The organism is Sphingobacterium olei, from assembly GCF_005048855.1.
In the GTDB taxonomy this organism is placed as follows: domain Bacteria; phylum Bacteroidota; class Bacteroidia; order Sphingobacteriales; family Sphingobacteriaceae; genus Sphingobacterium; species Sphingobacterium olei.
This window is the reverse complement of the sequence record NZ_SUME01000003.1, coordinates 85,153-100,933: the sequence shown is the minus strand read 5'-3', so window position 1 is coordinate 100,933 and position 15,781 is coordinate 85,153. Positions and strand designations below refer to the sequence as shown.

The 15,781-nt window shown below is 40.3% G+C and carries 16 protein-coding genes; 4 read left to right on the top strand and 12 right to left on the bottom strand.

The features are described from left to right. Window positions 1–10: 10 nt before the first annotated feature. From FAZ15_RS07815 to FAZ15_RS07795, 5 genes are all read right to left on the bottom strand, one after another. The gene (locus FAZ15_RS07815) at window positions 11–571 is read right to left on the bottom strand and encodes a K(+)-transporting ATPase subunit C (RefSeq protein ID WP_136900764.1); all 561 of its coding nucleotides are present in this window, start codon (window positions 569–571) and stop codon (window positions 11–13) included. Between the two features lie 82 nt (window positions 572–653). Further along, the gene (kdpB, locus tag FAZ15_RS07810) at window positions 654–2,666 is read right to left on the bottom strand and encodes a potassium-transporting ATPase subunit KdpB (protein WP_136900763.1); all 2,013 of its coding nucleotides are present in this window, start codon (window positions 2,664–2,666) and stop codon (window positions 654–656) included. Between the two features lie 20 nt (window positions 2,667–2,686). Continuing rightward, window positions 2,687–4,375, bottom strand: a complete 1,689-nt coding sequence (gene kdpA / locus FAZ15_RS07805; protein ID WP_136900762.1) for a potassium-transporting ATPase subunit KdpA — start codon at window positions 4,373–4,375, stop codon at window positions 2,687–2,689. A gap of 81 nt (window positions 4,376–4,456) precedes the next feature. Next, window positions 4,457–4,534, bottom strand: coding sequence for a K(+)-transporting ATPase subunit F (gene kdpF / locus FAZ15_RS23110; RefSeq protein WP_136901194.1), 78 nt, complete (start codon window positions 4,532–4,534; stop codon window positions 4,457–4,459). Window positions 4,535–4,539: 5 nt separating this feature from the next. Next, on the bottom strand, window positions 4,540–4,899 hold the full coding sequence (locus FAZ15_RS07795; protein WP_136900761.1) for a DUF7674 family protein: 360 nt from the start codon (window positions 4,897–4,899) through the stop codon (window positions 4,540–4,542). Window positions 4,900–5,482: 583 nt separating this feature from the next. Between FAZ15_RS07795 and FAZ15_RS07790 the strand changes: the two genes are divergently transcribed. After that, window positions 5,483–7,222 (top strand): TrkH family potassium uptake protein, encoded by a 1,740-nt coding sequence (locus FAZ15_RS07790; protein WP_202912349.1) that lies wholly within the window; start codon window positions 5,483–5,485, stop codon window positions 7,220–7,222. A gap of 13 nt (window positions 7,223–7,235) precedes the next feature. Beyond that, window positions 7,236–7,928 (top strand): potassium channel family protein, encoded by a 693-nt coding sequence (locus FAZ15_RS07785; RefSeq protein ID WP_136900760.1) that lies wholly within the window; start codon window positions 7,236–7,238, stop codon window positions 7,926–7,928. A 74-nt stretch (window positions 7,929–8,002) separates the two neighbouring features. Here FAZ15_RS07785 and FAZ15_RS07780 read toward each other — a convergent pair whose 3' ends face one another. The 5 genes from FAZ15_RS07780 to FAZ15_RS07760 form a co-directional block, all read right to left on the bottom strand. Then, window positions 8,003–8,944 carry a 1-phosphofructokinase family hexose kinase gene (locus tag FAZ15_RS07780; protein WP_136900759.1) on the bottom strand — a complete coding sequence of 314 codons (942 nt, stop codon included), beginning with the start codon at window positions 8,942–8,944 and terminating at the stop codon, window positions 8,003–8,005. 26 nt (window positions 8,945–8,970) lie between these two features. Beyond that, on the bottom strand, window positions 8,971–10,305 hold the full coding sequence (locus FAZ15_RS07775) for a sigma-54-dependent transcriptional regulator (protein WP_136900758.1): 1,335 nt from the start codon (window positions 10,303–10,305) through the stop codon (window positions 8,971–8,973). A gap of 53 nt (window positions 10,306–10,358) precedes the next feature. After that, the gene (locus FAZ15_RS07770) at window positions 10,359–10,946 is read right to left on the bottom strand and encodes a hypothetical protein (RefSeq protein ID WP_162304900.1); all 588 of its coding nucleotides are present in this window, start codon (window positions 10,944–10,946) and stop codon (window positions 10,359–10,361) included. A 50-nt stretch (window positions 10,947–10,996) separates the two neighbouring features. Further along, window positions 10,997–11,533, bottom strand: a complete 537-nt coding sequence (locus FAZ15_RS07765; protein ID WP_136900756.1) for an RNA polymerase sigma factor — start codon at window positions 11,531–11,533, stop codon at window positions 10,997–10,999. Window positions 11,534–11,642: 109 nt separating this feature from the next. Further along, complete coding sequence (locus tag FAZ15_RS07760; RefSeq protein ID WP_136900755.1) at window positions 11,643–12,449, bottom strand: CPBP family intramembrane glutamic endopeptidase; 807 nt, start codon at window positions 12,447–12,449, stop codon at window positions 11,643–11,645. Between the two features lie 145 nt (window positions 12,450–12,594). Here FAZ15_RS07760 and FAZ15_RS07755 point away from each other — a divergent pair, with 145 nt between their 5' ends. Then, the gene (locus FAZ15_RS07755; RefSeq protein WP_202912348.1) at window positions 12,595–12,810 is read left to right on the top strand and encodes a hypothetical protein; all 216 of its coding nucleotides are present in this window, start codon (window positions 12,595–12,597) and stop codon (window positions 12,808–12,810) included. A 166-nt stretch (window positions 12,811–12,976) separates the two neighbouring features. Here the strand turns inward: FAZ15_RS07755 and FAZ15_RS07750 are convergent, their stop codons facing one another. Next, on the bottom strand, window positions 12,977–13,153 hold the full coding sequence (locus FAZ15_RS07750) for a histone H1 (RefSeq protein ID WP_136819328.1): 177 nt from the start codon (window positions 13,151–13,153) through the stop codon (window positions 12,977–12,979). 557 nt (window positions 13,154–13,710) lie between these two features. Between FAZ15_RS07750 and FAZ15_RS07745 the strand changes: the two genes are divergently transcribed. Continuing rightward, window positions 13,711–14,448: a hypothetical protein gene (locus tag FAZ15_RS07745; RefSeq protein WP_136900754.1), complete on the top strand. Its 738-nt coding sequence runs from the start codon at window positions 13,711–13,713 to the stop codon at window positions 14,446–14,448. A 74-nt stretch (window positions 14,449–14,522) separates the two neighbouring features. Here FAZ15_RS07745 and FAZ15_RS07740 read toward each other — a convergent pair whose 3' ends face one another. After that, window positions 14,523–15,779, bottom strand: a complete 1,257-nt coding sequence (locus tag FAZ15_RS07740; RefSeq protein WP_136900753.1) for a YeiH family protein — start codon at window positions 15,777–15,779, stop codon at window positions 14,523–14,525. Between the last annotated feature and the right edge of the window lie 2 nt (window positions 15,780–15,781).

Here is a 15,781-nt window from a genome sequence, read left to right as displayed (position 1 = left end):
GTTTTTTAACTTACTTTAATTCGTCTAACGCGATATTTAGTTTTAATACATTGATTTTTTCCGGGCCAAATATACCCCATAAAGGTTTTTCGGTGTGTTTCTCAATTAATTGATTCAATGTGACCTCTTCAATACCTCTTACTTTGGCAATACGTTTTACCTGTACTTTTGCAGCTTGTACCGAGAAATTTGGATCAAGTCCGCTGCCGCTTGCTGTTACTAAATCAACAGGGATTTCAGATTTTTTAACTTCGGGATTGTGTACCAGAAAAGTATCTATCCGAGCTTGAACTTCTGCAAGATATTCTTCGTTTGAAGCACCTTTGTTGCTTCCGCCCGAACCTCCTGCATTGTAGTCTACCGCTGATGGACGTGACCAGAAATATTTATCATCGGAAAAGGACTGCCCAATATTGGCGTAGTACGTATTGCCATTGTGTTCAATGATTGCTCCCTTACCAGAATTGGGAGCAAACTGTGCGATACCCCAAACCACTAATGGATACAATACCGTAAAAAAAAGTATCATAACAACAGTAAGTTTGATAGCGGGCAAAATATGTTTTTTCATCTTATTTATTTGTTTTGATGGAGATGAAGCTATCAGCAGCTGTTGCTGCTGATAGCTTCATCTCTATATTGATTTTTGTGAATTAAAAGAAAACGGACACCACCATGTCAATAAGCTTTATCCCTACAAAGGGAATAAGCACACCACCCAGACCATATATAAACAGGTTTCTGCGTAACAGGGCACTTGCCCCTATAGGTTTATAGGCAACGCCTTTAAGTGCCAATGGAATCAATAAGGGAATAATAATCGCATTGAAAATAACCGCCGATAAGATGGCACTTTCGGGCGAATGCAAACGCATAATATTCAATCCCTGCAATGCGGGGATAGCCGTGATAAATAATGCCGGAATTATAGCAAAATACTTCGCTACGTCGTTGGCAATACTGAACGTGGTGAGCGTTCCTCTTGTCATTAAGAGTTGCTTTCCAATCTCCACAACCTCGATTAGCTTGGTCGGGTCATTGTCCAGATCCACCATATTCCCAGCTTCTTTTGCTGCCTGTGTACCGCTGTTCATCGCTACACCAACGTCTGCCTGCGCCAATGCCGGAGCATCGTTCGTACCGTCACCCATCATCGCCACCAAACGTCCTTCTGCCTGTTCTTTTTTGATATAGTTCATCTTATCTTCCGGCTTGGCTTCAGCAATAAAGTCATCCACTCCCGCTTTTTCAGCAATGAATTTTGCCGTTAAAGGATTATCCCCCGTTACCATCACGGTTTTGATGCCCATTTTTCGCAGACGTTCAAAACGTTCCTGAATACCGGGCTTGATGATGTCCTGCAATTCAATTACGCCCAGAGCCACTTCGTTTTCAGATACCACCAAAGGTGTACCCCCGTTTTGGGAAATGGCTTTAACGGTTTCTTCCACTTCTCTTGGAAAAGGGTTCCCTGCTTCTATTACAAGATTTTTGATAGCATCTGTTGCCCCTTTCCGGATACGGATATTTTCATAATCAATACCTGAGCTACGGGTTTCGGCTGTGAATTTGATAAATTTCGGGTCTTTTACTATATAGCTTAAAGGATTGATACCAGCCAGCTCAATAATAGATTTTCCTTCGGGGGTTTCGTCTGCCATTGAGCTTAATACAACCGCTTTAATCAACCTTTTCTCTTCTATACCGTTAGCAGGATGGAAATGCGTGGCTTTACGGTTTCCGATGGTAATCGTCCCAGTTTTATCCAACAAAAGAACATCAATATCACCTGCCGTTTCTACGGCTTTACCACTTTTGGTAATCACATTGGCTCTCAAGGCCCTGTCCATTCCTGCAATACCGATAGCGGATAATAGGCCGCCGATTGTAGTTGGGATCAAACAGACAAATAAAGCGATAAATGAGGCGATGGTAATGCTGACATTTGCGTAATCAGCAAATGGTTTCAGGGTTACACACACGATGATGAATACCAATGTAAAGCCTGCCAGTAATATGGTCAGGGCGATTTCATTGGGTGTTTTCTGACGGCTTGCCCCCTCTACCAATGCAATCATTTTGTCCAAGAAGCTTTCGCCCGGCTGTGTGGAGACCTGTACCATTATCCTGTCCGACAGCACTTTTGTACCGCCTGTAACCGAACTTTTATCACCACCTGCTTCCCTGATAACGGGCGCGCTTTCCCCGGTAATGGCACTTTCGTCAATGGTTGCTAATCCCTCAATTATTTCACCATCGGACGGAATAATATCCCCTGCCTCGCAAACGAAAACATCACCTTTTTGTAGTTGAGCAGATGATATTGTCTTGCCATTTTTCAATTTTGCGGGGGTTTCCTCTCTTGTTTTTCGTAAACTGTCTGCTTGTGCTTTTCCTCTGGCTTCGGCAATGGCTTCAGCAAAATTGGCAAATACAAGGGTTTTAAAAAGGACTACGAATACTACGAAATTGTACATAAAACTTCCCTGACCTTCTGCACCAAACAATGTCCACAGGCTAACAATCAGCATGACGAGCGTTCCAATCCATACGGTAAACATGACCGGATTGCGAAACATTATTTTCGGATTGAGCTTCACGAAAGACTGGGTTAAGGCTTCTCGAACCAGTTCTTTCTGAAACAATGATTTATTATTTTTACTCATTTCTAAATTTCTTTAAACAATTAATACAGTGAAAAATACTCTGCAATAGGACCGAGCGTTAATACAGGAAAAAACGCCAATGCTGCTACGATAGCGATTACGGCAAATACCATCAGTCCGAATGTTGCCGTATCCGTTTTTAAGGTTCCGTCGCCCTCGGGAATGTATCTTTTTTGAGCTAGCAGTCCGGCAATGGCTATTGGACCGATAATCGGCAGGAAACGCCCAAGTATCAGGATAAATCCGGTACTGATATTCCACCATATCGTATCATCGCCCAAACCTTCAAAGCCGCTACCATTGTTGGCTGCCGAAGACGTGTTTTCGTAAAGCATTTCGCTCAATCCATGAAAACTCGGATTGTTGAGTGTTTCCATCGTATATTGTGGCAATGCCGCTGACAACGCTGTACCTACCAGTATCAAGAATGGGTGCAGCAGGGCTATTACCATCGCTATCTTCATTTCCCGTGCTTCCACTTTCTTACCCAAAAATTCAGGTGTACGCCCCACCATTAATCCGCTTATAAATACGGCTAAAATGACGAAGACAAAAAAGTTAAGCATACCGACACCTACACCACCGTAAAAGGCGTTAATCATCATGGCTAGCAATTCGTTCATCCCTGATAATGGCATTGAACTATCGTGCATCGAATTGACAGAACCCGTGGAGATAACCGTGGTTACGATACTCCAAAAACCGGAGGCCGGAGCCCCTAGGCGACTTTCCTTACCTTCCATTGCACCCAGTGTATTGTCAATTCCCATTTGAGCGATTGCCGGATTACCGTTCATTTCCATATTGATGTTTGGAATAGTAAGCATCAAGAAGCCGACGGTCATCACGCTGAATATCATCCAGGATAATTTTCTCCTGCAGATAAAGTATCCAAATGCAAAGACCATTGCCAACGGAACGATAAGCTGTGCCACCATTTCCACCATGTTGGTCAGGTAGGAGGGGTTTTCAAACGGGTGGGCAGAGTTTACGCCATAGAAACCTCCACCGTTTGTTCCTACGTGCTTAATGGGTATGAATGCCGCAGCAGGACCTCTGGAAACTTCCTGTACATCGCCCTCCAAGGTAGTAATACTGTCTTTACCCTCAAAGGTCATTGGCGTTCCCTCGAAAAGTAAAACCACAGCTACTATAAGCGAGACAGGCAATAAAATGCGGGTACAGGATTTCACAAAATGGTTGTAAAAGTTTCCCAAATCCGCTGTACTCTTATCCCTGAAAGCCCTGAAAAGGACTACAGCCGCCGCCATACCGGTTCCTGCACTTACGAACTGTAAGAACATCAACCAATACTGCCCGATGTAGCTTAATCCAGTTTCGCCCGAGTAATGCTGTAAGTTACAATTCACCACGAACGATATGACCGTATTGAAAGCCAAATATGCCGACATACTCGGGTTTTTGTCGGGGTTTAACGGCAGGCTTCCCTGTGTCATCAGTATCAGCATTCCCAAAAGGAACCATACCATATTAATGGTGAGCAGGGCTACCATTTGTTGCTTCCAGTTCATCTCCGTTTGGGAATTGATACCACTCACTTTGTAAAAAAGTCTTTCAAACGGATTGAAAATAGGGTCAAGAAGGGTTTTCTCACCTCCATAAACCTTTGCAATGTATTTCCCGAAAGGTATTGCCAGCAATACCGATAAGCTAAACATTACGATTATTCCTAAAATTTCTGTGTTCATTTTTTATTTTTGTTTTGAATGAAAAGTGAGCAGTAAGAGGTGAGGACACTTTTTACTTCTTACTAAAAACTTTTCGCTGACTTAAAATTTTTCCGGTTTCAGTAGTACGTAGCAGATGTAAGCAAATACACCAATGGCTACTATGAATAATGCTATCATAATTTTTAGTTTTCTAAGATTGTTTTGATATATCCTTTTCTAAGTTCGACTGGAAATAGTTCCAGATGCTTTTTCAGGCTTCCAGGACTTTCTTCAAAGGACAATGCTGTTAGAAATTCATTTTCAATCGCATTGCGGGTATATTGATTTCCTCCCTGATAAAGCAGGTTAACTACTTTTGCTATCTCCTGCACTCGTTCCAGTTCATTTTCCAGCCCCGAATGGATTTTATGCATACATACTTCTGCTAATTTGTGTAATAGTTGGTAGTCTGCTACGGTATCATCCAGATGGTCAATGTCGGGTATAAGACTCGCGGCTTCGGGAGCCCACTGGCGAATGGTATTTATGATTTTTGTTTTCATTTTCTGTTCTAAATTTTTTCAAAAAAGTCTATCGATTTGAAGAGCAAACCAAAGCAGGCAAGTCCCGCTACTACTAAAATGGATGTTATCATATTTTTATATTTTATTTACTGACTTAAATATTTCATTAGTGCTCCGAAAATCAACATCATCATCAATGCAATTAGTAACAATTGATATGATTTCACATTTTTTATCTTCATTGTCTATGTTTTGTTTTCCTATATGCCAAACGATATGCCAGTTAAAAAAACACAAATTAAAATACTACAAATGAGTCATTTACGAAACAAATCAAGCGTTAAAGAAAAGAATAAGTCTATCATTTTGATAAGATAATTATCAGAATGATAGGTCGGTTGTTATTTCACCGTAGAAATAAGACACTCCTAACGGAGGATCTCACCTTTATTTGTAGGGAGAATCGTTCCGAATTTTATATTTTTGCACTTTAGGAATATATAATGTAGGCCAACATGGGCAGCTCTATTAGATCTTTTTTAGGTTGAGATCTCAAGGTTATTTACCGCTTAGTAAGCAGCGAGCCGACATTATTAATTCGATTAAATCGAAAAATAAGCTAATGAAGGAATTTCTATATGCTAAATGGATCCAACGTTTAATTCTTGTCCTACACCTTTTGGCCCTGATTGCCATCATTGGCGATCTCGGTTTTGGTTTGACAGAGCCCCTAAAAGTAGGCGTGATGGTCCTATATACTTTCGTTCTATTTATTGGCGTTTTCTATACCGTGTTGAAATATATCTACCACCGAAGGGAGTTTATTCCAAGTGTCTTTATTTTTGATGTACTAAGCATATTGTTTATTTGTTATTGCCTGTTCAAGCAAGCTAGTTTAGGTGGGGTTTCAGAAATCACCCCATGGCTACCGGTCGCCGTTGTCTTAAAATTGGTACGGGAATTTACCCGACCAAGGTTGAAATATAAGCGCTCTTTCCTGAACCCAGCGCAATTGTTCATCATAAGCTTTATGGGACTTGTCGCTCTAGGCGCATTAGTGCTGATGCTTCCCAAAGCTACCTACCAGGGAATCAGCCTTATAGACGCCTTGTTTACGTCAACGAGCGCTGTGTGTGTAACCGGACTGATCGTGGTGGATACAAGCAGTTATTTCACCTCTTTTGGACAGACCGTGATTATGTTATTGATACAGGCAGGCGGATTGGGCATTTTGACGTTTGCCAGCTATTTCAGTTATTTTTTTAAAGGTGGTTCGACTTACGAAAATCAACTGGCATTAAGTGATATGACCAATTCAGAAAAGATAGGCGAAGTATTTACCACCGTAAAACGGATTCTAGTGATTACTTTTTTGGTTGAATCTATTGGGGCAACACTGATATTCATTAACCTCGACAAAGCACTTATCCCTTCTATTTCTGACCGGATATATTTTTCTGCCTTTCATGCTATTTCAGCTTTTTGTAATGCCGGATTTTCGACATTACCCAATGGAATGATGGAAGCCGGTTACCTGTATAATTATTCATTGCAGCTTATCATCATAGGCATATTTGTATTTGGAGGTTTAGGGTTTCCAATTGTAATTAATTCGGTCAGGTATTTAAAACACCTTATTATAAGGTATATTTTATGGTTTACCGACAAAAAAGGGAATTATCGCCCCTGGATACTGACCTTGAGCAACAAGATCAACCTGATCACGACCTCTTTACTAATTGTGATCGGTACAATTACAATTTATATAAAAGAGTATCATAACGTATTAATGCCTCATAGTGGGATAGGTAAAATAATCACCGCATTATTCACGGCAACTACCCCGAGAACCGCTGGCTTCAATTCTATAGACTTTAGCCAGTTGCATTTTTCATCCACCATTCTCATCCTATTGTTGATGTGGATTGGTGCTTCACCGGCCTCAACGGGTGGGGGGATAAAAACAAGTGCATTTGCCATTGCTACCTTAAACTATCTGAGCCTAGCAAGAGGCAAGCGTAAAATTGAAGTATTCCGACGGGAAGTAGCAGATATCTCGGTAAGAAGGGCCTTTGCAGTGATGAGTTTATCGTTGCTGGTTATCGGCTGCAGTGTCTTTTTAATAGCGCATTATGACAACCATATACCACTTTTGGACATTGCTTTTGAAAGTTTTTCAGCCTATAGTACAGTAGGCCTTAGTTTAGGTATCACGGGAAATTTAAGCAATGAAAGTAAAATTGTGCTGATTGGCACCATGTTTATAGGAAGGGTGAGCATGTTGACCATTCTTATCGCATTTTTTAAGAAGGCAAAACAAGCAAACTATCATTATCCTTCAGATGAAATATTAATCAACTAAAAAGAGAATTAAAATGAAATTTATCATTATAGGACTAGGAAACTTTGGAGGTTCATTGGCGGAGAAATTAACACAGCAGGGAAACGAAGTGATCGGCGTGGATTCCAGATCGGAGAAAGTGACAGCCTTAAAAGACAGATTATCCCATACGATCTGTATGAATGCTACCGACCAATCTGCTATTACACACTTACCGCTGAAAAACACCGATATCGTCATGGTCTGTATCGGCGAAGACGAAGGAGCAAACATTATGGTAACGGCCCACTTCAAAAACTTAGGGGTCAAAAGACTAATCAGCCGTTCTATTAATCCCCTTCATGAAAATGTATTGCAAGCCATAGGGGTAAGCGAAATTGTAAGACCAGAAGAAGAAACAGCGGAGCGGTGGGCTAAAAAATTATGCCTGAAGGGTGTGATCGATTCTTTTGAACTGAATAAAAATTTTAGCATCGTAGAAATAGTCCTTCCTAATAAATATGTCGGTAAAACAATTGAAGAGGTAAAATTCAGGGAATACCACAACATACTTATTCTGACCATTATTAGAGATACACAGGAAAATAGTTTTCTAGGCAAGAGTAAAACAGTTGCCAATGTACAAGGCATTCCGGAACCAACAACTATGCTTCAAAAAGATGATATCATTGTTATTTACGGGGCTAAGGAAGATCTACAGAAGTTTGCAAAAAGAGAACACGACTAGTTCAAACGGGCATAAAGAGCAACGTATAACATCACCTTGTGAGATCGCAACAATATGCTGTTATAGAGGTGTTACTACAATGCCATTAGGAGTTTATTGACATTTTCAGTCTGAAAAAGTCCCGTACCTTCTGCCATAGTAGTAGCAGAGCCACAAGCAACTCCCATACGCAGCATCTCTTCCATGCTTCCATTGATTGCTAAAACAGACACCATACCGGCTACCATACTGTCTCCAGCACCTACTGTACTTCTTACCTTTACAAGCGGAGCTGGCTGATATATTTTTTTAGTATCGTAAAATAGGGTGGCGCCAGACGCTCCGGACGAAACCACAACGACCTTCGCCGAGCCTTTCTTTATGAGTTGCGCTGCGGCCACATCCAACATGCTATTGCTTAACTCACTATTTCCCGTCAACGCGGATAGTTCCCCAATATTGGGTTTCAGCAGAAAAACACCTTCTTCGGCGGCAATTTCCAGCGATTTTCCAGACGTATCCATAATGACTTTACTGTTTTTATGTTTGCAGACCTGAATAACCTCTTTTATAAAATATGGATCAACGCCATCTGGCAGACTTCCACTGATGACTGATATCTCCGGAAAATCTTCTATTTTCTGAATGGTATTCAAAAAGGCTATCTGCTCCCGTTCTGAAATGGGCATCCCCGGAAATCCGAATCTGAATTGCTGCTCATTTAGGCTATCCGTAACTATAAAATTCTCTCTTGTTTCATGCTCGACAGTGAAGGGAAATATGTCCAGGTTTTCTTTTCGTAAGAGTTCCTCCAACAACTTGCCCGTTCTACCGCCCGACGTAAACAACGTTAACGATTCAGCTTTCAATCTTTTTAATGCTCTAGAAACATTAATACCTCCTCCACCTGGTTCATATTTCGGAAGCTGGCATCGTAGTTTTTTTTCGGGGACAATACCGCTTACAGAACTGCTTTTGTCCACACAAGGGTTGATCGTAATTGTCAGGACTTTCTTTATATTAGTCAAATTATTCATTGTTTCACTTTGATATTAGAGTCATTTTAAAGTTTGTACTCATCTATTTTCCTATACAGTGTTGCTATACCTATCTCAAGCAACCTTGCCGCTTCTGCTTTGTTGCCACCGGTGTGATTGAGCATTTTTCGAATATGTAACTTTTCAGCGCTAGCCAAAGAAAATGCGGATAACAACTGTACATCAGATTTTCTATACTGAAGTTCCAGGGGTAGTGTGTCCAAGTCCAATATACCTGAGTCAGCCAAAATCACACTTCTTTCAATAACATTTTTCAGCTCACGGATGTTTCCTTTCCATGAATTATTTTCCAATGCCAAAATATACTCGTTCGTTAATTGCAAAGGTTTTCTATTGGATTTTGAGGCAAACAACGCTACATAAAACTCTGTCAGAAGCTTAATGTCTTTCGGGCGTTCTCTCAATGCAGGAAGATGGATACCAAATACAGATAGGCGATAGAAAAGATCGCTCCGGAAATGCTCTTTCTCAATCTCTTCTTCCAAATTGCGGTTGGTTGCTGCAATAATGCGGACATTGACCTTAATCGGTTTGGTGTCACCCACACGAAGAAATTCTCCAGATTCCAATACACGTAAGATTTTGGCTTGTAAATCCGGTGCCATTTCTCCAATTTCATCCAGAAAAATAGTTCCGTTATGAGCCTCTTCAAAAAGTCCTTTTTGATCTCTGGCAGCTCCTGTAAATCCACCAGCTTTGTGCCCAAATAGCTCATTTTCCAATAGATGTTTACTAAATGCCGAACAATTAATCGCAACAAAATTATGGTTGGCACGCGTGCTACCTTGATGTATCGCTTGGGCAAAAATCTCTTTCCCTGTCCCTGTCTCTCCTGTTAACAAGACAGTAGCATCGGTAACAGCAACTTTTTGAGCCAATTCAACAGCTTTTAAAATAGATTTAGACCTCCCAATAATCTTATCAAAAGAATGCTTTTCACCCAACTGTTTCTCAAGTTGCTGAACTCTTTTGTTCAATACAACTTTTTCACTGGCTTTATATAGAAGCGGTATTATTTTATTGTTGTCATCGCCCTTTGTAATATAATCAAAAGCTCCATTTTTAATCGCCTGAACGCCATCCGGAATATTTCCAAAAGCGGTTAAAAGAATAACCTCTACTACCGGGTACCTGTCTTTAATTATTTTAGCCGTTGCCACACCATTTCCATCCGGGAGCTTTACATCGCAGATAACTACATCAATGTCCGCACCTTCTAGTCTTTTTAATCCGGCCTTGATGCCGGAAGCCTGAAAAACCTCGAAGCCTTCAAATCCAATTATTTTTGAGAGAAGAGTTCTTAATTTTTCCTCATCGTCTATTACAAGTACTTTCGTCACGTTCAAGATAAATTATAAAGCACAAATTTACTATTTATTATGAGGTTCGATTCTTATTCTTTTGAATCAATTGCAATGCTTATTTCACCGTGGGTTCCTGTCCATTTGATTTTATGCTGTATAAAATCGCTTATCAGCTCCGTCGCTGCTGGAGAAGATGTGCCGGTAACATCGACCGCTGTGGCTAAGCCATTTTCCACGTCAAACTGTACAATAACATTTTCCGTTGATAAAATATCCCGGACTTCAGAATTCAGCTCCTCATTAAATTGCGTCCAGCCCATTTCCGGAATAGCATCATTCTTAGCCAATGTACGTGAATCTACACGTAGCTGTTGCTCCATTAAAATCACTTCTGTCTTTTTTTCCTGTTGCGACGAGAAAAATTTAAAAAACACCAATGAGCAGGCGACCACAAAAAGTACAGCAGCAGCTAATGCCACGGTTAAACGCTGCCAACCAAAGAAACGTCTATTGTTATCCGTTTTCTGTGTTTCTACGCGTCGAGCCAGACGTTGTTGCAAAATGCTGAGCTGCTTTGCATCAACCCCTTGTTGCATCTTGTATCCATCAATGGCATCTTGTAAAAAAGGATCCTGCAGAGCCTCCCGTTCAATAGCATACATTTCTTCCTTACTCATGAGACCCATGACGTAATTATGAATTCTTGATAGTTGATAATTATTTTCCATTACTTCTTCTCCATACAGATTTTAAGGTTTCGCTTACCATTCTGAATAAAGCTTTTTACCTTATTTAAATCAAATCCCGTTATTTCCGCAATATCTCTATAGCATTTCTGTTCCAAATAAAACAAACGTACACAGGTTTCCTGTTCGCTATTTAGAGTCCCCAGACAAGTTTCTAATTTTTTAAAATCACCCTCCGTCCAATCCTCTTCATCCGATTGGTTAAGCTGTTGTTCGCTCTCATACAGGTTATCTTCAATATCGACATTTGTTATTTTTTTCCCTTTTCGCAACTGCATTAAGCAGTAGTTACGTGCATAGACGTAAAGCCAGCTTTTGAAATTTTCGACCTCATGCCCCCGAAGCTTAACGATCAGCTCTTCAAATATCTGCATGACGGCATCCTGACTATGTTCTTCATCCTGTAGATATTTGTAGCACACCCCATATAACAAGGACATATACGGCGAATACAATGTACCGAGGGTATTTAGATCCCCTGTCTGTTTGTAATATGTAAGCAACTCCTTTTCGTCCATGAATAGTATACGTTAATTATATGATGCCTCAAGATACGGAATTCCATAAGAAAACTATAAAGAAATACCATCGTTGGGTCGGGTGGGATATGCTAGTTTTTTCGGCATTCTATATTCGCTTTCGACCTTTTATAAATATTAATAACGCAAAAGTTAATACGGCAATTTGGTATATTACGAGAAAGGAAATACTGTATCCATCCATATTTGAAACAGAAAATCTAATTTGGAATAGACCATTGTTTGTTCCGTCAAAGCCTAAGGTATGCAATAGCAGGTTTCCTGTTATATGAAGTGTTACGGCTGTCCAAATAGAATTTGTGTAATATATTACTGAAATAAAAAGCAATGACATTGTTGAAGTTGTCATAACTATGCTTAGTCCCTCTGGTGTAGGTCCTGTTCCTTGTAGATGAAAAAGTCCAAACAAAAGCGATACAACCAGAATACCACCTATTTTCCCAAAAAGTCTTACAGATGCAATCAATAAAAAGGCCCTGAATAATAGTTCTTCGAGCGTATTACCCAAACTATAAGAGATTAGGTCAATTCCAGGAATAATTGTGGGATCGTGGTTTTTTATTATTTCAAAAGGATAGATCAGGTAGAAAACAGACCATATAGTAGCGACTAGCAGACAGCCTAGTATAATTCCCCCAAAATATTGACTAATTGAGTGAAATTTGAACTGCAATATATCTTGATTCAACAAATTTCTTCTGAGAAACCTATAATTTACATAATAAGAGAAGATCAGAAGACCTATTGTAACGACCGACCTTACCACAATCGGAAACAAATTGTTACCTGAAAATACACCAATTATTGTACGGTGTGCGGCCCAGACAACTGCAATAAGTACTATAAACCAAATGAAATCGAATAGTAAAGGCTTATAGAATGTCGTCTTGTTCATTTTGATGTTTTTAATTACTTAATAATCAAATATATGTGTAACTCTCTAATCTCCCAAATTTGCCATCTCTTTTTTGATATACGGCGGCATGCTTCATCGTAGCAAATATGTAAAACAACTTGCAACTAAATTCCGTAAATTTAGGATGGTAGAACTAAATTTAAGGCAGGAAATGGACGCCAAATTATTAGATAAAAAGATAGAACTTATCCAATGGCTTTCCACGTTGGAAGATAGCTTAATCATTGAAAAATTGGCAACTTTCAGGAAAGAGGAAACTAAAGATTGGTGGGATAATGTATCTGATGAGGAGAAGGTCTCTATCGCGCAGGGAATCGCTAACGCTGACAACAAAAAATGAAACCGCATTTGGAGGCTAAGAAGCATTATGAAAAATGGTTATAAGATTTATTGGACGGAGCCCTAAGAAAAGGAAATTGTAGTATAAAGGATCACAAACTATATAAAAGGCAAGATAGCCACCCAAAAAAGGCGGCTATCTTATTTTACTTTGTGCAAGTATTGACTTATTTTTTTGAATCTTCAAGAGATACTTTTCTAAACTCTTTCAATAGTTTTTCCAAGGACAATGTTGCTTTGCGAGCTCTTGTTCCAGCTGCTTTGTTTCCTTTTTCTGCCTGTACATCGGCGTCGCTTTTGAATGCCTCAAATTCGGCACTGATCTTTTCGATTAATTCTTTCATTCTAATAAATTTTGTTTAAGTGATAATGCGATTATCTCCCCCCATTTAACCAAAACCGTACCAAACCTATTTCTCTACCGTATTATCATTAATCCGGATACCCGATCCTGCATTATTTTCATCAATTTTTATAACGTTATATCAGTACATCATCCCAAATTGCCATAATGGAATCGTATGCAACACTGTATCGAACAGTGCTTGCTTTAGCAAGGGTACAAAAGGCTACCAACTTCTCCCCAAATTGCCCATGAGTCCATGTTAAGTCCACATTGACTACACCATGACTCCTCATATCGTCTTATAGATGTGGGAGCACAGTGCTCCCAAGATGTAGGAAATATTTTTTCAGGGGCAAGTTGGTTGGGGGTTGGTGATAAGTTGTTCCACGTTTCCTCAGAATCAACGTTGTCTTGTTACACACCGTTACGAAAATGATAATGGCTTCTCGAATAGGCATTATGAAAATCGCAAAAGCGTTCTTACTCGCTTTTAAAATTTCGTAAAAATTCACATTTATTTGATTTACAGCCACTTGATTTACTAATTTCAACCATATGAAAATAGCAGCAAATGGTGCAATTCGAGGTTTAGTTGGAAATCTCGTGGCACGAAAAATTGGAAATCAACAAATTATACAATCGAGGCCCCGTAAGTTTAAACAAACGGTCGCCACCAAAGAGGCTTCCACCGACTTTGGGCGGGCTAGCAAATTTGGGGGCTTCATCCGGGCGTGTTTATCAGACACCCACCTGGATTTATACGACAGCAGGATGGTGAGTCGGCTCAACGGACAAATACTGCGCACCATGCGTGCTAATCCCGATCAAATACGCGGCAGAATGTGTCTTCAGCAGGGCAAACTGAACCGCTTGGCTAACTTCCAGTTCAATGAAAAAAGTAACACGCAGGATTACCTCAATTTTGACGTCGAACTATCACTTAACGAGAAGAATTTACTCGCAATAGACATTCCGAGGTTTAAAAAGGATCGCGACATCAAATTTCACGATGCTGCTGAGAAGATGGTTATTGTCATAAACGCAATGGCTATCGATATCGCTAACGCAGACGTTAAAATAGTATCGTACACAGAAATAGAAATCGATTGCTTAACGCTGGATGGCTGGCGCGAAGCCGAGCGGATAGCAATAGATTGCAACGCATTCAAGGGCTCTGCGATTTTTGTTGGATTATCGATGTTGTATTTGAATAACTCCAGGGGCAGAGATATACTGCTTAACTCCAAAGAACTTCATCCAGCAAGTATAGTAGGCGCATTTAACATTACGTAACTAGAAAAACATCATCATCCACCGAAATCTTCATCAGCACTTCGCGTAAAGTCAAGTGCTGATGAAATGCCCACTTAGCTAAACAAAACCAATGCAATCAACAAGGTCACGATCACATTAAACGTCTGCGCAATTAAGAATGCGTAAAGTGGTTTTTTGTTTTCCTGTCCAAACAGCTCTTTAAAATTAGTTTCCAATCCAATCGAAGTAAACGCAAGTGCAAACCAAAGGCCTTGAAGGCTTTTCAGACTATCTTTGACCATGGCGTTACTTTCGGAAGAAACAAAAAATGAAAATAAGAGCGAAGCAAATACAAAACCGATGACAAACTTCGGGAAACGATCCCAGATAATCTTCAGTGTCGGTTTTTCCTGCTTAGTCTCCCCATCCACAGATTTGGCGTAGGTCCAATATATGCTGATTGCAAATGCAGCTATCCCCAGCAGCACATTTTGTGAAAATTTCACAATCGTACTGATTTCCAGTGCCTTATCTCCTACAAGGGATCCTGAAGCAACAACAGCTCCCGTGGTATCAATAGAACCGCCTAACCACGCACCGGTTACCTCCTGTGAAAGCCCTAACCATTCTGCGATATACGGCATAAAAATCATCATCGGAACCGCAGTGATCAGTACCAGGGATATGACGTAAGACAGCTTTTTAGCATCTCCCTTGATCGCTCCTGAGGTGGCGATGGCTGCTGAAACACCACATATCGATACCGCACTGGAGAGCATCATCGTCATTTCCTTATCTATTTTTAGTTTTTTACAGACCCAAAAGGCAAAATACCAAACAGATAGCACTACTACCAGTGCCTGAATAAGTCCTAAGGAACCCGCTCTGAGGATATCGCCAAAAATAATGGTCGTCCCCAATAAGACCAGACCAATTTTGACATACAGCTCGGTACTGAGTGCATTTTTGAACCATTGCGGTAAACGAAAAAAGTTACTGATCAATAAACCAATCCCCAAACTGAATATAACTGCTTCGAGGTTGTAGTCTTTGACAACCGCATTACCAGCCGCGAGAAGTGCGAACAGTGTCAAGACATACACAACGGGAAGCACAACGAGCAGGCTTTTCACATTCTTTCCCAGAAGTGTCGCGCCTGCAATTGCCGTGACGAATACCAGTACGAATTGACTTCCGATGGCCGATAGATTTTTTATAGCAAATACCTTTTCTGTTAATTCAGTGGTGTTCGACCAGCTAAAGCTAGGCTTTGGTACGATTACACCGGACAGTGCTAAGAAAACGATCCCTAATCCGAGCAGGACGACAACCCAATCTTCGGAAATAGAAAATGTTTTTGATGACGACATAA